21 protein-coding genes and 1 pseudogene are annotated in these 20,322 nt (G+C 70.1%); 7 read left to right on the forward strand and 15 right to left on the reverse strand.

Annotation, left to right across the window (positions count from 1 at the left end; translation table 11 throughout):
* Window positions 1-27 precede the first annotated feature (27 nt).
* The 4 genes from mmsB to prfB form a co-directional block, all read right to left on the reverse strand.
* Window positions 28-1,260: a multiple monosaccharide ABC transporter permease gene (gene mmsB / locus OMK64_RS01580; protein ID WP_272726205.1), complete on the reverse strand. Its 1,233-nt coding sequence runs from the start codon at window positions 1,258-1,260 to the stop codon at window positions 28-30.
* Entirely contained in the window at window positions 1,257-2,804 is a 1,548-nt protein-coding gene (mmsA, locus tag OMK64_RS01585; RefSeq protein ID WP_272726206.1) for a multiple monosaccharide ABC transporter ATP-binding protein, read from the reverse strand. Before mmsA ends, mmsB begins: the two co-directional genes overlap by 4 nt.
* A gap of 77 nt (window positions 2,805-2,881) precedes the next feature.
* Window positions 2,882-4,009, reverse strand: coding sequence for a multiple monosaccharide ABC transporter substrate-binding protein (gene chvE / locus OMK64_RS01590; RefSeq protein ID WP_272726207.1), 1,128 nt, complete (start codon window positions 4,007-4,009; stop codon window positions 2,882-2,884).
* Between the two features lie 380 nt (window positions 4,010-4,389).
* Entirely contained in the window at window positions 4,390-5,502 is a 1,113-nt protein-coding gene (prfB, locus tag OMK64_RS01595; RefSeq protein ID WP_272726208.1) for a peptide chain release factor 2, read from the reverse strand.
* 41 nt (window positions 5,503-5,543) lie between these two features.
* Between prfB and OMK64_RS01600 the strand changes: the two genes are divergently transcribed.
* Window positions 5,544-5,981: an NUDIX hydrolase gene (locus OMK64_RS01600; protein WP_272726209.1), complete on the forward strand. Its 438-nt coding sequence runs from the start codon at window positions 5,544-5,546 to the stop codon at window positions 5,979-5,981.
* 106 nt (window positions 5,982-6,087) lie between these two features.
* Window positions 6,088-7,290, forward strand: a complete 1,203-nt coding sequence (gene dinB, locus OMK64_RS01605) for a DNA polymerase IV (RefSeq protein ID WP_272726210.1) — start codon at window positions 6,088-6,090, stop codon at window positions 7,288-7,290.
* 67 nt (window positions 7,291-7,357) lie between these two features.
* On the opposite strand, the gene OMK64_RS01610 is transcribed toward dinB, so the two are convergent.
* The 6 genes and pseudogenes from OMK64_RS01610 to OMK64_RS01635 form a co-directional block, all read right to left on the reverse strand.
* Complete coding sequence (locus tag OMK64_RS01610) at window positions 7,358-7,690, reverse strand: hypothetical protein (protein ID WP_272726211.1); 333 nt, start codon at window positions 7,688-7,690, stop codon at window positions 7,358-7,360.
* 172 nt (window positions 7,691-7,862) lie between these two features.
* Complete coding sequence (locus OMK64_RS01615; RefSeq protein ID WP_272726212.1) at window positions 7,863-8,357, reverse strand: pilus assembly protein TadG-related protein; 495 nt, start codon at window positions 8,355-8,357, stop codon at window positions 7,863-7,865.
* 206 nt (window positions 8,358-8,563) lie between these two features.
* Window positions 8,564-9,031, reverse strand: a complete 468-nt coding sequence (locus OMK64_RS01620) for a pilus assembly protein (RefSeq protein ID WP_445292844.1) — start codon at window positions 9,029-9,031, stop codon at window positions 8,564-8,566.
* Window positions 9,032-9,168: 137 nt separating this feature from the next.
* A complete protein-coding gene (locus tag OMK64_RS01625; protein WP_272726290.1) occupies window positions 9,169-9,579 on the reverse strand; it encodes a TadE/TadG family type IV pilus assembly protein in 411 nt (136 codons plus the stop codon).
* The gene (locus OMK64_RS01630; protein WP_272726291.1) at window positions 9,576-9,755 is read right to left on the reverse strand and encodes a hypothetical protein; all 180 of its coding nucleotides are present in this window, start codon (window positions 9,753-9,755) and stop codon (window positions 9,576-9,578) included. The genes OMK64_RS01625 and OMK64_RS01630 overlap by 4 nt, the downstream gene beginning before the upstream one ends.
* Before the next feature lie 153 nt (window positions 9,756-9,908).
* A pseudogene (locus OMK64_RS01635) lies at window positions 9,909-10,070 on the reverse strand (type II secretion system F family protein); the annotation flags it as partial.
* A 213-nt stretch (window positions 10,071-10,283) separates the two neighbouring features.
* Here OMK64_RS01635 and OMK64_RS01640 point away from each other — a divergent pair.
* Entirely contained in the window at window positions 10,284-10,844 is a 561-nt protein-coding gene (locus OMK64_RS01640) for a hypothetical protein (protein WP_272726214.1), read from the forward strand.
* Window positions 10,845-10,892: 48 nt separating this feature from the next.
* Here the strand turns inward: OMK64_RS01640 and OMK64_RS01645 are convergent, their stop codons facing one another.
* The 3 genes from OMK64_RS01645 to OMK64_RS01655 form a co-directional block, all read right to left on the reverse strand.
* Window positions 10,893-11,624 (reverse strand): hypothetical protein, encoded by a 732-nt coding sequence (locus tag OMK64_RS01645; RefSeq protein ID WP_272726215.1) that lies wholly within the window; start codon window positions 11,622-11,624, stop codon window positions 10,893-10,895.
* A gap of 419 nt (window positions 11,625-12,043) precedes the next feature.
* Entirely contained in the window at window positions 12,044-12,583 is a 540-nt protein-coding gene (locus OMK64_RS01650) for a hypothetical protein (protein ID WP_272726216.1), read from the reverse strand.
* A 1,006-nt stretch (window positions 12,584-13,589) separates the two neighbouring features.
* Window positions 13,590-14,471: a DUF8453 domain-containing protein gene (locus tag OMK64_RS01655; RefSeq protein WP_272726217.1), complete on the reverse strand. Its 882-nt coding sequence runs from the start codon at window positions 14,469-14,471 to the stop codon at window positions 13,590-13,592.
* Between the two features lie 138 nt (window positions 14,472-14,609).
* On the opposite strand from OMK64_RS01655, the gene OMK64_RS01660 reads away from it, so the two are divergent.
* The 4 genes from OMK64_RS01660 (at window position 14,610) to OMK64_RS01675 (ending at window position 19,085) form a co-directional block, all read left to right on the forward strand.
* Window positions 14,610-15,068: a hypothetical protein gene (locus OMK64_RS01660; RefSeq protein ID WP_272726218.1), complete on the forward strand. Its 459-nt coding sequence runs from the start codon at window positions 14,610-14,612 to the stop codon at window positions 15,066-15,068.
* Window positions 15,069-15,170: 102 nt separating this feature from the next.
* Complete coding sequence (locus OMK64_RS01665) at window positions 15,171-17,237, forward strand: DNA/RNA non-specific endonuclease (protein ID WP_272726219.1); 2,067 nt, start codon at window positions 15,171-15,173, stop codon at window positions 17,235-17,237.
* Complete coding sequence (locus OMK64_RS01670; protein WP_272726220.1) at window positions 17,234-18,067, forward strand: hypothetical protein; 834 nt, start codon at window positions 17,234-17,236, stop codon at window positions 18,065-18,067. The genes OMK64_RS01665 and OMK64_RS01670 overlap by 4 nt, the downstream gene beginning before the upstream one ends.
* Window positions 18,068-18,299: 232 nt before the next feature.
* Window positions 18,300-19,085 carry a hypothetical protein gene (locus tag OMK64_RS01675; protein ID WP_272726221.1) on the forward strand — a complete coding sequence of 262 codons (786 nt, stop codon included), beginning with the start codon at window positions 18,300-18,302 and terminating at the stop codon, window positions 19,083-19,085.
* Between the two features lie 275 nt (window positions 19,086-19,360).
* Here the strand turns inward: OMK64_RS01675 and OMK64_RS01680 are convergent, their stop codons facing one another.
* Both OMK64_RS01680 and OMK64_RS01685 read right to left on the reverse strand, forming a co-directional pair.
* The gene (locus OMK64_RS01680) at window positions 19,361-19,576 is read right to left on the reverse strand and encodes a hypothetical protein (RefSeq protein ID WP_272726222.1); all 216 of its coding nucleotides are present in this window, start codon (window positions 19,574-19,576) and stop codon (window positions 19,361-19,363) included.
* Window positions 19,573-20,280: a DUF2637 domain-containing protein gene (locus tag OMK64_RS01685; protein ID WP_272726223.1), complete on the reverse strand. Its 708-nt coding sequence runs from the start codon at window positions 20,278-20,280 to the stop codon at window positions 19,573-19,575. The genes OMK64_RS01680 and OMK64_RS01685 overlap by 4 nt, the downstream gene beginning before the upstream one ends.
* Window positions 20,281-20,322 lie beyond the last annotated feature (42 nt).

The following is a 20,322-nucleotide window of genomic DNA, read 5'->3' on the forward strand; positions in this document are numbered from 1 at the left end:
TACCGCGCCGTCGGGACCGTCAGGACGCTACTGCGTCCCGGCACGCCGCTTGTTGATCAGGTCGAACGCGACCGCGAGGAGCAGCACGAGACCCTTGATGGCCATCTGCCAGGACGGGTCGACCGACATGATCGACAGGCCCATGTTGAGCACGCCCATGATGAGCGCACCGACGATCGCGCCGGAGATCCGGCCGATGCCGCCGGTGACCGCCGCACCGCCGATGAAGCACGCGGCGATCGCGTCGAGCTCGAAGTTCTGGCCGGCCGCCGCGATGGCCGCGCCGGCACGGGCGGTCGTCACGATGGCCGCCGCACCCGCGAGCAGCCCCATGTTCACGAAGATCCAGAAGTCGACACGACGCGTGTTGACGCCCGACAGGCCCGCCGCGAGGCGGTTGCCGCCGATCGCGTAGATGTGCCGACCGAACACCGTGCGCCCCATGAGGAAGGTGTAGGCGACGACGAGCACGCCGACGATGACGAGCACGATCGGGGTGCCGCCCGCGGAGAACGACAGGATCACCGTGAGGATGCCGATGCCGATCGCGACGAGCACGAGCTTCGCGACGAAGGCACCCATCGGCTCGACGTACAGCTCGTGCTTGCGCAGCGACGACCGCGCCCGCAGCTGCGAGACCACGATCGCGACGATCGCGAGCGCGCCGATGAGCAGCGTCACGACGTCCATGTTGTTGGCGAACCCGAGGAAGTTCGGCAGCGACCCCTTCGAGATCGCGATGAACTGCGAGGGCAGGCCGGCGACGGTCTCACCGACGATGACGAGCGCGAGGCCGCGGAACACGAGCATGCCCGCGAGCGTCACGATGAACGCCGGGATGCCGACGTACGCGACCCAGAAGCCCTGCCACGCGCCGACGACACCGCCGACCGCGAGGCCGATGAGGATCGCGACGACCCACGGCATGTCGAAGTCGCGCATGGTCACCGCGACGATGCCGCCGACGAACGCGACCACCGACCCGACCGACAGGTCGATGTGCCCGGCGACGATCACCATGACCATGCCGATGGCCAGGATCATCACGTACGCGTTCTGCTGGAACAGCGCCGCGACGTTGTTGGCGAGGAGCAGCTTGCCGTCGGTGAGCACCTGGAACAGCAGGACGATCACGACGAGCGCGCCGAAGATGCCGTACTGGCGAGCGTTCCCACCGAGGCCCTGCATGCGCTGCGACAGCGGCACGCGCGGCTGCGAGCCCGGAGGGGCCGCCGGTGCGAGGTTGGTGTCCGTGGTCATCGGGCCGTCACGTCCTTCTCCATGGTCATGTACTGCATGAGGCGCTCCTGCGTGGCCTCGTCGCGGGCGACCTCACCCGTGACCCGGCCCTGGCTGAGCGCGTAGATGCGGTCGCAGATCCCGATCAGCTCCGGCAGCTCGGAGGAGATGACGATGACGCCCTTCCCCGCGTCCGCGAGCCGGTTGATGATCCCGTAGATCTCGTACTTCGCGCCCACGTCGATGCCGCGCGTGGGCTCGTCGAGGATGAGCACGTCCGGATCCGCGTAGATCCACTTGCTCAGCACGACCTTCTGCTGGTTTCCGCCGGACAGCTTGCCGACGAGCGCCGACACGGTCGGCGTCTTGATGTTGAGCTCCTTGCGGTACCGCTCGGCGACCTTCTCCTCCTGCCGGCGGTCCACGACACCGAGCCGCGCGAGCTTGCCGAGCGCGGAGGCGGACACGTTGTGCTGGATCGTGTCGATGAGGTTGAGGCCGAACCGCTTGCGGTCCTCGGTCGCGTAGGCGATGCCGTGCCGGATCGCCGCGCCGACGTTGCGCAGGTCGATCTCCTTGCCGTCCTTGAAGACGCGACCGCTGACGCGGGCACCGTAGGACCGGCCGAACAGGCTCATCGCGAGCTCGGTCCGCCCGGCGCCCATGAGACCCGCGACGCCGACGATCTCCCCGCGGCGCACGTTGAGCGACGCGCTGTCGACGACCTTGCGGGTCTGGTCGATGGGGTGGTGGACGGTCCAGTCCTCGATCCGCAGGACCTCCTCGCCGATGTTCGGCGTGTGGTCCGGGAACCGGTTGTCGAGCGAGCGCCCGACCATGCCGCGGATGATCCGCTCCTCGCTGACCTTCTCGGCGCCGCGCATGTCGAGCGTCTCGATGGTCCTGCCGTCGCGGATGATCGTCGTGGTGTCGGCGATGGCCTCGATCTCGTTCAGCTTGTGGCTGATGATGATCGAGGTGATGCCGTGCTCGCGCAGCCCGTCGATGAGACCGAGCAGGTGCGCGGAGTCCTCGTCGTTGAGCGCCGCCGTGGGCTCGTCGAGGATCAGCAGCTTGACCTCCTTGGAGAGCGCCTTGGCGATCTCCACGAGCTGCTGCTTGCCGACGCCGATGTCCACGATCTTCGTGTCGGGCCGCTCGTCGAGGCCGACGCGGGTGAGCAGCTTCGCGGCCTCGGAGTTGGTCTTGTTCCAGTCGACGACGCCCCGCTCGGCCTGCTCGTTGCCGAGGAAGATGTTCTCGGCGATCGACAGGTACGGGCTGAGCGCGAGCTCCTGGTGGATGATGACGATGCCGTGGTGCTCGGAGTCCCGGATGCCCTTGAACTCCACGACCTGGCCGTCGAAGACGATGTCGCCCTCGTAGGTGCCGTGCGGGTAGACGCCCGAGAGCACCTTCATCAGCGTCGACTTCCCGGCGCCGTTCTCTCCGCAGATCGCGTGCACCTCGCCGCGGCTCACCGAGAGGTTCACGTCCTGCAGCGCGATCACGCCGGGGAACTTCTTGGTGATGCTCCGCATCTCGAGGATGTGGTCGGTGGTCATGTGCCCCTCGCTGGATGGTCCGTCACGGCCGTGCGGGCCGCCGACGCGTGGTGTGCGCGCCGGCGGCCCGAGCGGGATCAGAGACCGAGGTCCTCGGCCTTGTAGAAGCCGGAGTCCACGAGCACCGACTCGACCGTGTCGGGGGTCACGACCTCCGGGTCGAGCAGGTAGGTCGGGACGACCTTGTTGCCGTTGTCGTACGTCTCCTCGTCGTTGACGTCGACGGTCTCGCCCTTGACGATCTGGTCGACCATCTTGGCGACCTGGTCACCCAGCGCACGGGTGTCCTTCCAGACCGTCATCGACTGCTTGCCGGCGAGCATGTTGAGCACGTTCGCCTGGTCGGCGTCCTGCCCGGTGAGGACCGGGTAGCCCTCGCCCGGCGCGTAGCCGGCACCCTCGAGGGCCTGGGCGATGCCGAGGGCCAGCGAGTCGTTGGGCGACAGGACGACGTCGACCTTCTGGCCGCCGCCGTAGAACGAGTTGAGGCGGTTCTCCATCTCGGCCTGGGCGGTGTCGGAGCCCCAGCCCTGGATGCCGATCGAGGCCCAGTCGTCGTTCGACGCCGGAGCCTTGCCCGACGGGACGACGAGCTTGCCCGCCTCGACGTAGGGCAGCAGGACGTCCCACGCGCCGGAGAAGAAGAACTTGGCGTTGTTGTCGTCCGGCGAGCCCGCGAACGGCTCGAGGTTGAACGGCCCCGCGGCGTTCTTGAGGTCGAGGGCCTCCTCGATGAACTGGCCCTGGAGCGTGCCGACCTTCTCGTTGTCGAACGTCGCGTAGTAGTCGACGTTCGGCGTGTCGTTGATGAGGCGGTCGTAGGCGATGACCGCGATGTCGGCCGCCGCCGCGTCCTCGAGGACCGGCGCGAGGGCCGTGCCGTCGATCGACGCGATGACCAGGACGTCGGCGCCCTGGTTGATCATGTTCTGGATCTGGGTGATCTGCTGGTCGACCTTGTTGTCGGCGTACTGCAGCGTCGTCTCGTAGCCGGCGTCCTGCAGCAGCTCCTCGAGGTGCGAGCCGTCACGGTTCCACCGCTCGAGGCTCTTCGTCGGCATCGCGATGCCGATGAGGGTGTCCTCGGCAGCCCCGCCGCCGGTCTCGTCGCCGCTCGGCTCACGCTCCTGGCTGCAGGCCGAGAGTCCGACGATCAGGCCGGCCGTGGCGACGCCGACGGCAACCTTCCTCCATGCAAAAGACATCGTTGTCCGCTCCCTGTTTGCACCGTCCGGTCGCGTCGTCCGGGGCGTCTCTGCCCGTCGACACCCCCGCGGGACCACTGCGTGGCCCGCGCTGGCCGCGCGTCCGGTCATGTCCCTTGAATTCAAGACCCGAAGCCAAGCATGGTGCAAGTTCCGTTACCAACCTGTGTCTTCCGGACGCGTGGGCGCGCTCCCACGTACTCCGGGAGGGTTAACTTCGCGATGCGAAGGCATCGGGTGACCTGGGCACCTGCCTCGGGACCTTCGTCCCGCGGGCCCGGACGGCAAGCGCTCGCCGCGACGACCTCGGCTGCGGAGGGTCGTCCCGGCGAGCGCGGGACGGCGGGGTCGGCGGCCGCGGCCGCGTCGTCGACCGCGTGTCAGGCCTCGACCGACTGCGAGCGGCGCCAGCGGATCCCGGCCTCGATGAAGTCGTCGATGTCGCCGTCGAACACCGCGGCCGGGTTGCCGACCTCGTGCTCGGTACGCAGGTCCTTGACCATCTGGTACGGCTGGAGCACGTAGGAGCGCATCTGGTCGCCCCACGAGGCCTTGATGTCGCCCGCGAGCTCCTTCTTCTTCGCGTCCTCCTCGGCCTTGCGGACCAGCAGCAGGCGGGACTGGAGCACGCGCAGCGCCGCGGCGCGGTTCTGGATCTGCGACTTCTCGTTCTGCATCGACACGACGATGCCCGTCGGGATGTGCGTCATCCGGACCGCCGAGTCGGTCGTGTTGACCGACTGACCGCCCGGGCCCGACGACCGGAACACGTCGACCTTGATCTCCGACTCCGGGATCTCGACCGAGTCGGTGCCCTCGATCAGCGGGATCACCTCGACCGCCGCGAACGACGTCTGCCGGCGCCCCTGGTTGTCGAACGGCGAGATGCGCACCAGACGGTGCGTGCCGGCCTCGACCGACAGGTGCCCGAACGCGTACGGCGCCTTCACCTCGAACGTCGCCGACTTCAGGCCCGCCTCCTCGGCGTAGCTCGTGTCGAGCACCGTCGTCGGGTACCCGTGCCGCTCCGCCCAGCGCAGGTACATCCGCAGCAGCATCTCGGCGAAGTCCGCCGCGTCGACGCCGCCCGCACCCGAGCGGATCGTCACGACCGCCTCACGCTGGTCGTACTCGCCGTTGAGCAGCGTGCGGACCTCGAGCTCACCCAGGTCCTTGCGGATCGCCGTGAGCTCGACCTCCGCCTCGGCCAGGCTGTCCGCGTCCTCCATCTCGACGCCGAGCTCCACGAGGGTCTCGAGGTCGTCGATCCGGCCGCCGAGCTTCGCCACGCGGTCGAGCTCCGCCTGCGCTGCCGACAGCGCGCTCGTGACCTTCTGCGCGGCGTCCGGGTCGTCCCACAGGTTCGGGGCGCTGGCCTGCTCCGACAGGTCGGCGATCTTCGCCTTGAGCGCGGTCGGGTCGCTCACCGCCTGGATGGACTCCAGGGTGGTGCGCAGCTCGCGGATCTCGGCGGGGAAGTCGGTGGTGGCCACGACCGTCCAGGCTACCCGCAGTCGTCCCCTAGCCTCGGACGGTGGCCATCCGGGTGAGCGCGTACGCCGTCGTCGTCGACCAGCGCGGGATGCTGCTGTCCCGCCTCGCCCCCGCGGTCGGCGTCGGCCCGAAGTGGACCATGCCCGGCGGTGGGATCGACCCGTACGAGGACCCCGCCGACGCCGCCGTGCGCGAGGTCCGCGAGGAGACGGGCTACGACATCGCGCTCGACGAGCTGCTCGGCATCTCCTCGCTCGTCGTCGACCCCGCGCTCGCTCCCACCGCCATGCCGGAGAAGACCCAGCTGCTGCGCGTCGTCTACCGCGCGCACGTCGTCGGCGGGGACCTGCGGCACGAGGTCGACGGGTCGACCGACCTCGCCGCGTGGCAGCCGCTCGACGGGCTCGACGACCTCTACCGCGTGGAGCTCGTCGACATCGCCCGCCGCTGGGCGGGCCTGCTCCTCGACCCCGCCTGACGGCGCCGCTCGCCGACGGCGTCTCACGCACCCGTCGCGCCAGCCGGGGCCACCGCTCGGAGGACGCCTCTGGCGCCGTGTGGGTGGCTCGTTCGAACATGTGTTCGTGAGCGAGCCCACCGTCCGACGCGCGGCGATCCTGCACGCCGACCTCGACGCGTTCTACGCGTCGGTCGAGCAGCGTGACGACCCGCGGCTACGAGGCCACCCCGTCGCCGTCGGCGGCGGCGTGGTCCTGGCGTGCTCGTACGAGGCGAAGCGACGCGGCGTGAAGACGGCCATGAGCGGCCGTCAGGCGCGGGCGCTGTGCCCCGACCTCATCGAGGTCCGACCCCGTTTCGACGCCTACGTCGAGGCGAGCCGCGCCGTGTTCGACCTCTTCCACGCGACGACGCCGCAGGTCCAGGGCGTGTCGATCGACGAGGCGTTCCTCGACGTCGCCGGCCTGCACCGGATCGACGTGCCGCCCGTCGAGATCGCGGCACGGCTGCGCTGCCAGGTCCGCGAGGAGGTCGGCCTGCCGATCACCGTGGGCGTCGCCCGCACCCCGTTCCTCGCGAAGGTCGCGTCGCGCGTCGGCAAGCCCGACGGCCTCGTGCACGTGCCGCCCGACCGCGAGGACGCCTTCCTGCATCCGCTCCCCCTCGAGCTGCTGTGGGGCGTCGGCGAGGTCACCGCCGCGAAGCTCCACGGGTACGGGCTGCGGACGGCGGGCGACGTCGCGATGCTTCCCGAGTCGGTGCTCGTCGGTGCGCTCGGCCCCGCCGCCGGGCGTCACCTGCACGCCGTCGTGCACGGACGCACGCCCGCCCGGGTCGAGACCGGTCGACGGCGCGGCTCGATCGGGGCGCAGCGCGCGCTCGGCCGCGGCCCGCACGACCCCGCCTTCGTGCACGCCGCCCTGCTCGGCCTCGTCGACCGCGTCGCGCGCCGCATGCGCACCGCGCACCGCACCGCCCGTACCGTCGTGCTGCGCCTGCGCTTCGAGGACTACACGCGCGCCACCCGGTCGCGATCGTTCCGGCACGCGACGTCGTCCGGCACCGACCTCGCGGCCGCCGCCGTCGCGCTGCTCGACTCCGTCGCCCCGCTGATCCGCGAGCGCGGGCTCACCCTCGTCGGGGTCGCCCTGACGAACCTCGAGTCCGACGACGTCGTGCAGCCCCAGCTCGCGCTCGACGGCCCCGACCTCGGCGCGCTCGACACGACCCTCGACTCGGTCGCCGACCGGTTCGGCAAGCGCTCGGTCACGCGCGCCAGCCTGTTGCGCACGGGCGACGGCATCGCCGTCCCGCTCCTCCCGGACTAGCGCCGACCTGCCCACGCACCCACGGGAAGGGCCCGGCCGCGAGAACCGGGGTGGGTGCGGGTGGGCGTCAGCTCGAAGGGCCGCCGTTCGGCACGCACGAGATGACGAAGGAGATGTCCTGGTCGAAGACGTGCTCGGTGCCGTAGGGGTCGGAGTCGAGCACGGTGTAGGTGGTGCCCGTCTTGACGACGACGAACGCGACGCCGTCGCCGACGGTCCACGTCGTCATGCCGTCGGAGAGCTCCTCCTTGGTGCAGGTGTAGACGCCGCCGCTCTCCCAGCTGTCGGGCTTGTTCCACGACGGGTCGACCGGACTCTTGGCCGAGGCGGGCGAGGCGAGCAGGGCGAACGCGGCGCCGGCGAGCGCGGTGGCGGCCAGCGTGGTGGCGATGCGTGACATCTTCGTCTCCTTGTGGGTGTGCATGCCGTGGACCGCCGGCCGTCGCCCCCTGCCCGGCTCGCCCGCTTTCACGCTAGGTCCGTCACGAGCCGCCGGACACCCGCCGCCTCCGATCTCACCCGGTCCAGCACCCGCACGAGGGACACCGCGCGACGCTGCCGGCCGACGTCCCTCACTCGGCGCGAGCGGACGACTCGGCCTCGACCGTCACGCCGTCCGACCACGTCGACAGGACGCCGCCGACCACCGGGACCCGGACGACCGCGCCCAGGCGCACGTGCGCGGAGCGTCCGTCGGGGCTCGTCGCCTCCAGGACGCGCACGGTCACGAACGGCTCCGTCGCGGCCGGGTTCTCGCGGAGGTACGCCTCCGTCGCCGCGCGCACCCCGGCGTCGCTCAGGTCGAGGCCGCCGCGCGCCGGGTCGCCCTGACCGGCGCCGGGAGCGAAGTACGCCGGGTTCGCGAGCGCGTCCGCCGCGTCGAGCGCGACCACGTCCGCGAGGGCCACGAGCCGCTTGCGGTCCAGGTGCACCGCCGTCGCCGCCGCGACGACCAGCACCAGCAGCAGCGCCACGACGACGAAGCCGAGCGTGAGGAGCAGGACCTGGCCGTCGTCCCCACCGTGGTCGCCGGCCCGCGCCCGCACGGCCGAAACGACGCTGTCCACCCGCGCACGCACCAGCCGGATCCCCGTCGGTGTCCGGACGAGCCAGATCCCGGGTCGCGCCCGCACGCGCCGGGTCCCCGTCCGCACACGCGCCGACGGTCGCTTCCGCGGCCGCTCCGCGACGGTCGAGACGCGCGTGTCGTCCTCGCCCGTCCTGACGACGGCTGCGCAAGCCAGGGCGGACCCGGCACCCGCGCCCCTGCGAGTCATCCGCGCGCCCGGTACGTGTCGACCGGCGCGACACGCTCCGCGCTGACCGGGACCTCCAGCGGCACCACGTCGCGCACCATGTCCGGCACGAACGGCAGCGGCACGACGACCTCCACGCGCGCCGTCACCCGTGAGCCGGGCGCGAGGCAGGGGGTCGAGGTGCAAGTGAGGAGGAGCGCGTCCGCCGGGTCGTCGTCGAACCCCTGGTCGCGCAGCGCGACGCCCGTCGCCCGCGCCGCACGCGCAGCGGCGTCCTGCGGGGTGTCGGCAGCCACCGCAGTGCGTGCCGCCTCCCGCGCCGCACCCTCGACCGCGAACGTCGCGGCCTGCAGGCGGCCGAGCACGAGGACGAGGTAGACGGTCGGCACTAGCAGCACGAGCGACACCCCGAGGAACTCGAGCACCGCGCTCCCGTCGTCCGTCCCACCGGCGGCCCGCAGACGCGCGGTGATGCGTCCTCGCACTGCGGTCACTGCCCGCCGGGCCGGAAGCACGCACCCGGTCGCGCCCGGGCAGGAGACGGTCGCGCGACGCCTGGACGGTCCCGGGCCCGACGCGGTCCCGTCACTCGGGGCCGGTGCCGGCAGGACGTCGGGGCCCGTCACTGGTCCTCCGCGTACGCGTGACCGCGGACCGTCAGCGCCCCGCCCGGACCGACGAGGCCGATGACCGGCAGCGGTGCCCGCACCGTCACCTCGACGACCTCGATCCCGTCGAGCGTCGTGCGGACGGCGCTCACGTCGGCGGCGTAGGTGGCCGACAGCGACTGCGTCACCAGGTCGCGCGCCCGGGCGACGGCGTCGGCGGGATCGTGCCCGTCGAGCGCCCCGTACCGCGCTCCTTCGGCCGCGCAGTCGACGAGCGTGTTCCGCACGTGCTGAGCGAGCGCGAGCTGCACGACCGCCACGAACAGGACCGTGACGAGCGCCCCGACGAGCACGAAGTCGACGACCGCGGACCCGCCGTCGTGAAACGGCGGATCGTCCCACGGCCGCGCCGCGTCGCGCGTCAGTCGCCGGTCACGCTCGCGATGGCGTCGTCGAAGACCTGGCTGAGCGCCGGCTCGGCGACCAGCCACAGCGCGGTGACGAGTCCGGCGGTCATGAGCGTGACCAGGACCCAGCCCGGCACGTCGCCGCGGTCTCTCCCCGATGCGACCGCGACGCCCCACCGGTGGGCCAGCCGCATCGCGAGCCGGGCGGCCGGGCTCGGGCGGCGACGACGTGTCGCGCGTCGGACGGGCGCGCTCGTGCTCGGTCCGGTGTTCATCAGGGGTCGCTCCTCGCGGCTCGGCGGGCGGCCGGTCGGACCGCCCGGGGTCGGGACGTACTGCTCGCCCGGTCACAGCCCGATCCGGAGGACGAGCAGGGACGGGAAGACGGCGAACGCCACGGTGACCGGCAGGATGAGGAACACGACCGGCACCATCATCGCGACCTCCTTGCGGCCGCCGGTCTCCATCAGGTCGCGGCGGACCTCCTCGCGCACGTCCTGCGCCTGGGCGCATGCGCAACAGGCGTGATGCCGTTGCCGACGACCTGGCCCACCTAGGGGCACAGCGGTACGACGACCGAGGACAAGCCCCGCGCCCCCCTAGCTCGGCAAACGATCGGCCGCTGTGCGGTAGCCCTCCCGCTTCACCAGCGGGGGGGCTACTTCCATCCAGAGCGGGTGACAGTGCATCTGCTGGCCGCGGAGCTGATGCAAACTCGACACGTGACCAGGACGCCGCCGACACCTGCGGATCGCATCCGGCTCTTCATCGCGCTCCACGACGAATACCGCTCGATGGCGGAAGCCTTTCCGGTCAACCAGGAGCAGTTCACGTTCGGCGCGCCTCGCGATGCGTCGGACCGTTGGCACCGGCTCGTGCGCGCGATGAGCCTGCGCAAGTTCATGTTCGGGAAGTCGGACTCCGTCTACGTGCCTAAGGTCCTCGATGCTGTCGCGGCCGAGCTGTGCGATGACGAGGCTTCGGCGTTCGCGTTAGCACTCAAGTCACTCGTCGATCAGCAGCCGCCGATCGTGATGTACGGGTCCGACCAAGGGGATGACCGGACGGCTCAGGAGCTGGTTGTGGACGTGTTGTACGGCGCCTACATGCACGGCGACTACGACCGGTGGCTCAACTACGAGAGCATGGGACGCACGTTCGTCGAGCACTCGTTGTGGCACTGGACGGCCGAGGCCGAGAGGGTGCTTGACGTGGTTCGCATCAACATCGACGGCTGGCTCTCGTCTGGCTTGCTGCCCGCCGCGGACGGCCCTACGGACTAGCAGCCCGACGCTTCCGAAGCCGGTCGCCAGCGCTCGTAAGACGGCGCGCTACGCGTCGAAGAACTCCGTGATGTTGTCCGGCGCGCGGTGCCATGTCGCCCGGACCCAGAGCCCGCCGCTGAACGGTAGAAAGCCAAGACGGCCCCAGACGCGCTCGACCTGCGCGAGAGCAACAGGGTCAGGCTCCGCACCGTCTTCGCGAGGGGTGTCCACAGGCCAGGGCTTGAGGGCGAGCAGTGCGAATCCTTCACCACTGAGGAGCTCTAGTGCACGCTCGACGAGGAACGACCCGGCGCCGGGCAGCTCAGGCGTCGGGGCGAGCCCGCGCCACAGCGGGGCGACGCGCACGGAGTGCACGATGTGCGCGAGGCTTGCCATCTCCGCGTCGTCGACGACCTCGACCAGATCGTCCGACCAGTCATCAGAGCTCGGATCGATCAGCGCGAGGTACTCGGCGGTGGCCGAGTCGATGGAGTCGAGCGCGTCGAACACCGAGCTCACGGTCGCAGGGCGCACCGTGTAGCCCGTCATCGACAGGATCGTCAGCGTCCCGTCGGGCTCGGGATCACCAAGTCCCGCACCCTCAGCGCCGACGACCGCTGTTACCGGGTCGTCTTCGTCCCCGTCGGGGATGAGCCGAGCGTCGATGCGCCACCTCGTCAGCCCGCGCCCGACGTCGGTGCTCCAGTCGGCCGCGGACGCCCACCGCTGGAAGTGGAGGTCGGCGGAGCGCAGCGCAGCCACGAGGAGTGCACGCTCAGGAAGCGGTCGGGAAGTCACAGCGCGGATAGTACGTGGGGCGCCCACCAACGTTGGCGCTACCGCCCCGGCACACCAAGCACGACGACCGCAGACATCATGTGGGCTAAGCACCCGTCGCGCTGGCACGATTCGTGCGAGCGAAGGAGGTAGACGCGTGGACGAGGGATCGCCGTCCGACGGACGAGTGCTCGTTCCATGCCCTGTCTGCTCGTTCGCAGGGCTACACCTGGGAGACGCACCCGAGTGCGATCGCTGCGGCTCGGCTGGTGTCCTCTCCGTGCCCCCGGAAGAGGCACCTGCCGTCCGCGAGGAAGTGATGGACCGGTTCGGGGAGGTCCGGCGGCGAGCGGGTGACGAGCGCTGGTGAGGGCGACGTTCCGAGCGCCACGCCTGCCGCGGGTGTAGCCGCCCTCGTCGAGACGGCGACCGGGGTCCGGCTAAGTGGACGGGTGTCGGCCTGAGCGCCGCAACGAGCGCAGCGCGCGGCTCGCCCGGACCGGCTCCTGCCAACGGCGGCGTCCTCGGCTGCGGTAAATCGCCCCGCGCGGGGGTGGACGTTCGGCAAGCCTTGTCCGCTGGCGCTGTTGGAGCGTCGCCAGGGAGACGGTGTAGAGCACGACGAGGAGCCCGACGGCCGCCCATACCACTCGCGACGTTCGTGAAGCCTCGTCGTACGTCTGGATGATTCCCTGCTCCAGCTCGTCGGCGAACGCGATCGCTGCGGAACCCGCCGCAGTGATGACCAGCAGCGCGGAGAAGAACCAGTTGGGACGCCACGAGCTCACGTCGCTCCGCAGCCCGTCGACGACGCTGATGGCCAGGACCACCATGACGACCCAGACGCCTCCCCTGCCCAGGTAGTAGGCGACCTCTTGCGGCGAGAAGTCCTCGCCGCCGATGACGATCGCAGCGAGCAGTCCGAACGCGCCGACGAAGGCGACCACTGCGTTGGCCCCTTGCGCGATCGAACCGAACATGGCCCGAAAGTAGCGGCTCCGGCTGGCCAGCATGCGCCGTCCGCGCGATAGCGCGGGCCGGTGGCTGGCCGCTAGGCCGAACCTCTGCCCCGGCGGGCGATGGGAGAGATGAGGCTCGGCCGCTGACGCGGCCTCGCCGTTTCGGTGGTGCGTTCGCTGTCCGGTGCGGGTGTCTATGGCGTGACGGTGTCGTGGTGTTCGGCTGGTCGGTGTGTTCGCCGTTGTGGGGTGTCGTTGCGTAGGCGGGCCGGTCATGAAGCCGGAGGCGAATGGCCCGCCGGAGCCAGCGTTGCTGTGCGACAGGTGATGTGTTGGGCGTAGCGGACGTCGGGATGCTGGCTGTCCGTGACGTGCGACGTGAGGGTCCGCGCAGCGCAGACACCGGTGCGACGGCAACGTGGCTGGGACCGAGACGAACTGCCCGGCGGCGGCGGCGCGAACGTGAGGTGGTGCGGGCTTTTCGCTGGCGTCTCACCTCGCAGAGGTGACCTGCGGGTTGCGTTTCGTGGGTGTCGGCCGACGAGAGGGTCACCTCCTGGGGCGACCCCACCAGCAACGCTGAGCGCTCCGGTGCCCGGAGCGATCAGGGTTGCCGGAGCCCACAGCTTGCTGTGGGCGGAGCGTCCCTCGCCGCGCGGAGCGTGGCGGCAGCAGACAGCTCCGCTGGCTGCGTCAGGTTGGAGCGGCAGCGAGAACCTGGGGACGGCAGGGGCGCGACTGCGCGGCCCGGACCGCGTAGAACCCTTCTCATTACCATTCTCAGTAAGACGCTCGAATCGGGGCTTTCGGCTAGGGATATTCGCAGCATCAGGTGCCGATCGCGTCGCCCTCAGATACAGGAGGGCTTGGCGAGGGTCGTCCCCGCGGGCCCTTGGGAAGCTGTCGCGATCGCCGCTTCCAGCCTTCCGTCGGCACGAGCACCGCTACTGGCCCGCGCGCCCCTTCGCCCACATGTCGGCACCCCGCGTCTTAACGGGGAGCTACGGCACGGCTAGTCGTCAGTCGGTCAAGGCGTCCCCGCCGACGCCGTGGAGTCCGCCCCAGTCTCAGGCGGGTCGCCCTCCTCGTTGCTGAGGACGGGCGCGTCTGGCTGGGCGAATCGCCCGTGCAGCCGAGCGACTAAGTCGGCCTGGCGGGCGGCGCGCGCCTCGTCGGCAGCGGCACCGTCACGGCCCGTCACCGACAGGCTGCGTCGCTGCTTAGGACCCTCCGTAATCTCCACAAAGGTCTTCGCGATCTTCTCGACGGCCTTGGCCTGGTGGTGGCTCGTACGCACCTCCATCCACATCCGTCCCTTGAACGGAGACCAGTCCAGTACCGCGGTTGACTGCTGCGGCCCGGCGACCTCCACGCCGGTGTAGCCGATGGTCATCACGTGGCGATCCTCGGCCTTGAGCTCGGGCGACTTGATCCGGTCGCGGGCAATGTCCCACAACGTGCGCCACTCCTGCCCCGGCGCCAGGGAGGGGATGGTCTCGGGGAGCCAGACCTCCTCGACGCCGATGCCGTTGTTGCCGGTGCGCCGTAGCGGCGGGTCGACCGAAATGCGGATGTCCCGAGCCTCGGTAGCGCCGATGTTCTTGATCGCGACCTCGACGACTTCGTTCTGGTGAGGGTTGGTCTCCATGATCGCTACGACGTACGCCTGCGCCTGCGAGATGCGCAGGGCGCGAGCCTCGCGTGCCTGGAACAGACCGACGGCCGCGGCGACAGCGGCGATCATGACGGCAACCCACGTTCCGAAGGCGACCCACTCGTCAGCCGTTCGCGCGAACAGGTGTGCCGGGCTGGCAGGGCTGGCTGCGTAGCCCGCTAGAAAAGCCAGGGCTATGACTATGAGCGCCGCGACGACGGTGAGAGTGGTTCGGGTACTCGTCCGACGCGACATGCTCGAACGGTAGTAGTCAGCCGCGGCGTCGGGGCTAGTCTCCGAGCGGCGTGTGACCGGCGCGCCTTGAAACTCCCCCGTAGTGCGCCGTGCCACGCTCCCGGCATGCGATGGCCGTATCGAACCTCATCAACCTCCATGAGCGAGGACGAGGTCGAGCTCCGGCGCCGACTCGCGAACGTCACGACCAATCGGCCTGCGCTTGAGGATGCTGCGACGCGCACCGCGGAGTCGATGGTGGCGATCCTGACGGAGGCTTCTGAACTCGTCCAACGTGCCGAGAGCGGAGAAGACGTCGGTGATCCCGCGCCGATCAGGCGCCGGGTCGAGGACGTCACCAAGCTGGCAACCGCAGCCGCGGAGGCCGTGAAGGGGCTTGACGTCGTTGAGGCCAATCTTCGTCAGGGCATCGCTCAGCTAACTGCTGAGCGCCAGGCAGCCGCCGCGACCCGAGCCGCGCACTCGGCGGCGTGGGCGGCATGGGCCGTCGTCGTGGCTACGGTGGCCTCCGTCCTCGCGGTCGTTGGCGTCGCGATCTGGGATCACCAAACACCCGGACCCGTACCGACGATCGTGGTTCAGTCGCCTGGCACGTAACGATCCGCCGCTCGTGTGGACATTCGAGCACGCGGCACAGCGTTCGGGCGTGACCCACTAGGGTCGGCGCGCGTGCTTTGTCCGACTTGCTGAGGGGGCTCGATGTCGACACACGGCGGCGTGATAGACCCACCAGCGATCCCCGGCGACATGCTGGACCCGGATGGCGTGATCGCTGCCGCGGACTGCCTTGCGGAGGCCGGGGAAGCGGTCAGAGACCACGGAGCGGGGATCGTGGCGCATTGGCGCGGGCTCGCCGCTGCGTACCAGGCACCCGAGGCCGATCAACTCTTCGCGGTGATGAACCCGGTCGAGGGGAGGTCCCGGGACTTCGGGGATGACGTCGAGAAGGTAGCAGCGGCTCTCAGGGTGTACGCCGAGGCGATCCGACCAATCAAGGCGACGCTCGCGCGGGTGCAAACGGATGCGATGGCTTTCCGTCGGAGCATCGCGTCGGACCCGGACTGGCAAGAGAACCAGCAGCTCGTCGACGCGAACGCGGCCCTGGTAGCGCGGGTCAACGCCCAGCAGGTCGCGCTGTGGGAAGCCGAGCGAACCTGTGCGAATGCCATCCGCGCGCTGTACTGCGCCGCGCCGTGGCACGCAATGACGGGCGAGGATGACCCGCTCGGCTACGGGCTCACGGCGGTTCCCATCGAGGTGGCGATACCCTGGGGCTCGGCGGTCGCACGCGAGGACAAGTGCCCGAAGGCGGCGGCGGTCCAGGTCAAGCGGTTCGTTTGGGAAGGCATCGTCGTTGACGGTCTGTGGAGCGGGGTCACTGGGCTCGCGCAGTTCGCTGGGTTTCGGGACTGGCGCTACTCGGAGGCCACGCTGCGCGAGTCGTGGATGGGGATCGCCGACCTAGTTCCCTTCAGCTACTTCGGTCTGACGATGCACCTGACTGAAGGGCACGGGTTGCTGCCACTCGGACGCTCCGGCGATGCATGGAAGGGCCTCGGAAAGGGCATGGTGTCCTGGGACACCTGGGGGGACGACCCAGCACGCGCTGCGGGCGGGACGGTCTTCAACATCGCGACGATCTTCTTCCCGGTCGGCGCGGCCGTGTCCGGCACGAAGAGTGCCGCGACCGCCGCCAACGCAGCGGCGAAGGGCGCGAAGGTGTCCTCGTGGCTCTCGCGCGGAGCCGAGGTGCTCGACTGGGCCGATCCGCTCTCGGCCACGGTCAAGGGGGCGCAGTTCGCGCTGCCTCGACTGGACGACCTTGCGGGCGGTCTTCGCGTGACTGCGGATTTGGAGTCGGTCGCCAAACTCGACGTCCCAGAGGTGGTCAGCACACTCGATGACGCCCCGGCTCTCGCAAGGCACGACGAGCTTGGTCACGTGGCCGTGCGCGACGTCGAGACCGTGGAGAGCCCCGTCGCCGAGGCTGTACCGCTGTCAGAGCACGCGCACACCTCCGAGCGACACCTCGTCGGCCCCGACGGACGCACGATCGATTCCTCAGGGGATCGAGGCACGGCGGGCCCGAGGGATGCCCTTCCGAGCGACCCCAGGCCATCGCTGTGGGATTCGCGAGGCGACGGCGTCCCGCCGGGAAGGGACGAGCCGCCCACCGGCCGTGCCGATGCGGCCAGTCCGGCGGATCTCCCAGCGGACGTACGGTCGCTGAGAGACGACGCCGCCGCGCGGTTCCCGGACAAGACGCTGCACACCGAGATCAGCGGCCACAAGGGCTCGTGGAACGCGACGCTGAACAACCCTCAACCAAACTCCGTCTACGTCGTCGACGAACGGTCCGTCTTCGTCACCGACGAGCTCGGGCGGGTCGACCATGTCGAAGCGCGATGGGAGCCGACTGACCGCGCCGACGCGTCCGATCGACGCCACCGGGATGCGCAGACGGGTGCCGGTGGCCAGGACCGGCGCGCCACCGACGTCGGGGGGCACATCCAAGCGGCGGGTGGTGGCGGTCCAGGTGAGCGCGTGAACATCGTCGCGATGGACCGGGTCCTGAACGGCTCGTCAGGGGCCTACGGGAAGATGGAGGCATCCATCCGCGCTCTCGCCCGGGAGAACCCGACGGCACAGATCGATTTGGTCGTCGACATTCGCTACCCGAGTGAGACTTCGCTGCGACCCGACCGATTCACAGCGAGGGTCTACGTTAATGGCGTCCTCCACTCCCGAGTAGGTGCTCTCCAGTGACCATCCAGCCAACGCCGAATGACTACGGCACGCTCGCGCGTGGACTGGTCGAGCAAGCGCCGGACGGCTGGCGCGAGTTGATCTATATCCACCAAAGCGTGGGCGACGCCTTCACCGACACGCTCATCTGTGATGGTCCCAACGGTCAGGCGCGCCTCGAACCCCCACCGTCTGATGACTTCCTTGACCTGCTTCTGGAGCTGCGCTCGCGGATGTATCGGCCGGGCCTCGGGGCTTGGTACACGGCCACGATCCGCGTCACACCCGACGGTCGGATCACCGCGGACTTCGACTACGACCACGAACCCACCTACGAGTTCGCTCCGGACTCATGGCGCCGAGACGCCGAACGGTTCCCGCGGACCCCTGAGAACACACCGGATTGGCTCGCGGCAAAGGCACAGCCCGCGGGCTGGCTCGGCGCCCGGTGGCAGATCGACCTCACGCCTGGCGGAGTGGATCGGGACCCCTCTCGGCCGCTCGACGCGACGACGACCGCCGAGGCGCGCGAGTGGTCAACCCTGATCGCTGCGCGACTTCGCGCTGGCGGGCATGGTGTCGAGCGAGGCGCTGACGTTGGGCGGGACCCCGAGGGCAATGAGGTTCAGTACGACGAACTCGTGGTCGACGTTGGCGAGGGCTACATGGCGCTGGCGTTCTGGCGCGACCTGATCTTCTGGTCAGCCGACGTGTTCGCCGATCAGGTCGACGAAGCGACGTTCATAGCGACGGCGCGTGCCGTGCTGACTTCCGTCCGCGAGGTCACTGGCTACGCACCGAGCGTGCCCCTAGCGCCTTACGAGCAGCGACTCTTGGGCTTCGCGGCCTAGCCGCCACTGCGCCCGTTCCCGACATCGAGCAGCTGACGAGCGCTGCCGCCTCAGAGAGGTGCTGACGGAGGCTCGGGACGACGCGCCGCGCAGCGCGCGCCGTGTCGAGGACCGTCGACCGCGCTCGGCTCGGTAGCCTCGGGCGGCTCGCAGGCAACTTCAACCTGTCGGGCGCCGGTCGTGGCGAGGACCATCGAGTGGGTCGGAGTTACAACCTCGAAGGGGGGCCAAGGTGCTGGCGTCGATCTTGCCCGGCGCGCGCGAGCTGCGGACACCGCTCGCCGTCGGCATCTGCCTTGGGGCGATCGTCTGGATCCGGTGGGGTGACGCCTTCCCGACGGAGGCGGAGGCCACAGGCTTCCTGGCACGTGCCTACGACACGTTCGGGGCCCTCGGCGCGACGGTCACACTCGCCGTTGCGTCGTTCGTCTGCTACCTCTTCGGGTCGCTCTACGTCGGCATCGTTGGCCAGGCGATCAAGCGGTTCGTCTCGCTCTCACAGCGTCGCCAGGCGGCGATCCTCCAGCGCCACTTCATGCGGGAGCTCGACGCCCACCTTCGCCGCGTGTGCGAGAAGAACCAGCTCTCTGACTCTGAGCGAGGACGCCTCTCGGAGTCCTTCGACCTGCGCGCCGCCGACGGCGAGCGAGCGCTGACGACCCCCGAGAGCCTCCGCCCTCGCCTGCTCGTCGCGAGCCGCGACCTCTACGACGAGATGGACCGCGAGGAGTCGGAGGCGGACCTCCGGCTCAACCTCGCGCTGCCGGTCGCTGTGCTCTCCGTCGCGCTCGCCTTCGAGTGGACCCCCTGGGCGCTGTTCGGTGTGGTCGTCGCTGTGCTGCTTTTCTGGCAGGGCATGACGAAACTCTTCGCGAGCCGCGCCGTCATCGTGACGGCGATCTCGCACGAGATCATCCAGAGCCCGATCGTCGAGCAGAGGAAGCGCGAGATCGACGAGATCGTGGAGGCGATCCTCGCGACGCGCGCGGTAAACGTGGTCTCTCGCTTGAGCAGCTAGACACCCCGCCTTTCGGTCTCGCAGCACCAGGCTCGATCGTGTAGGCCGCAATCAAGCCGTCGCCTCGTATTCGCAGATATCGCCGGATCGCGGTCCGAGCGCGACGGGCCACGCGGTCCGTGACCGGGCAGCTTCGTTATCGGTCGACGGTAGGTGCACTGCCCGACAGGTTGCCGACTAGGTGGCCGGTTCGGACGCGGGCGCGCGCTGGCCGCTAGGCCAGGTCGGCGTGGCGGTCGTCGCTAAGGCAGGAGGACTGCGCGTCGAGCGCTGCCTCAGTCGAGCGTGCTCATGCAGTCGAGGCAAGCGAGGCAGTGGCGGGCACGTGCCTCGAACGCCGCGTCGTCCTCGTCCTCGTCATCGCGCTCCAGCCGGTCGCGGACATCGTCGAGGAGCGCGTCGTGCAGGTCAGGCCGACGTGCCGCGAGCGACCGGATCAGACGCTCGTACTCGACTGCACCCTCCGTCGTGATGTCCCATCTAAGGTTCACGCGGCCACCGCCTCGGACAGCGCCGCGACGGCACGGTCGATCGTGGACTTGCCGACCCCCAGTCGCTCGGCGAGCGCACGGCGCGAGAGGTCGGGTTCGGCGGCGAGAGCCTCGGCGACGGCCGCGCGAAGCTCGGCTGCGGACCGGCGGGCGGGCGGCTCGGTCACCGCTACCGCGTTGGCCGGAGCGTCGGGCGCGACGTCGGTCTTTGGCTCGTTCACGACGACAGGCGCACTCTTGGCGGCCTTCGGCTTGGCCGCACGAGTCAGGTCAACGAGCAGGTGGGTCGAGAGAAGCAGGACGACCGGCGGCAGCGACTGGACCGTGAGCACCATCGCCAGCGGGGCCGCACCCGAGTACGTGAGGGCGGCGTGCGCGGCGTTGCCGACGACGGAGAGCACGGCGGCGAACGAGAGGACAACCCACGAGTAGGCGAGCTCCCGGCGCGGGTGCTCGGCCTTGGCCACGACCGCGATCGTCGCCGCGATCAGCAGCCCGTCGACCAGGACCGGCAGCAGCACCGAGAGCTGGGGCGACCAGCCCATGAGGACGCCGAGCCCGGCGAGCCCGACGTACGACAGGGCCATCGACGCGAGCGCGATGACGACCGTCAGGACGAGCGCGGCGTTGCGGGCGCGACGGCTGATCGGCGAGCCGGTGCGCGGCTTGCGGGCGGGCTTGCGGGTGGCGGTCTGGGTGCTCATCGCGGGCGTCCTCAGGAGTCTCGATGCGGTGCCGACGGCGCG

This window comes from Cellulomonas fimi (assembly GCF_028527925.1).
Lineage (GTDB): Bacteria > Actinomycetota > Actinomycetes > Actinomycetales > Cellulomonadaceae > Cellulomonas > Cellulomonas fimi_C.

Bases quoted from the DNA above. Each gene is read 5' to 3' on its own strand.
- mmsB (WP_272726205.1), bottom strand. From the start codon at position 1,260: ATGACCACGGACACCAACCTCGCACCGGCGGCCCCTCCGGGCTCGCAG.
- mmsA (WP_272726206.1), bottom strand. From the start codon at position 2,804: ATGACCACCGACCACATCCTCGAGATGCGGAGCATCACCAAGAAGTTC.
- chvE (WP_272726207.1), bottom strand. From the start codon at position 4,009: ATGTCTTTTGCATGGAGGAAGGTTGCCGTCGGCGTCGCCACGGCCGGC.
- OMK64_RS01610 (WP_272726211.1), bottom strand. From the start codon at position 7,690: ATGTCACGCATCGCCACCACGCTGGCCGCCACCGCGCTCGCCGGCGCC.
- OMK64_RS01630 (WP_272726291.1), bottom strand. From the start codon at position 9,755: ATGCGGCTGGCCCACCGGTGGGGCGTCGCGGTCGCATCGGGGAGAGAC.
- OMK64_RS01650 (WP_272726216.1), bottom strand. From the start codon at position 12,583: ATGTTCGGTTCGATCGCGCAAGGGGCCAACGCAGTGGTCGCCTTCGTC.
- OMK64_RS01655 (WP_272726217.1), bottom strand. From the start codon at position 14,471: ATGTCGCGTCGGACGAGTACCCGAACCACTCTCACCGTCGTCGCGGCG.
- OMK64_RS01660 (WP_272726218.1), top strand. From the start codon at position 14,610: ATGAGCGAGGACGAGGTCGAGCTCCGGCGCCGACTCGCGAACGTCACG.
- OMK64_RS01665 (WP_272726219.1), top strand. From the start codon at position 15,171: ATGTCGACACACGGCGGCGTGATAGACCCACCAGCGATCCCCGGCGAC.
- OMK64_RS01685 (WP_272726223.1), bottom strand. From the start codon at position 20,280: ATGAGCACCCAGACCGCCACCCGCAAGCCCGCCCGCAAGCCGCGCACC.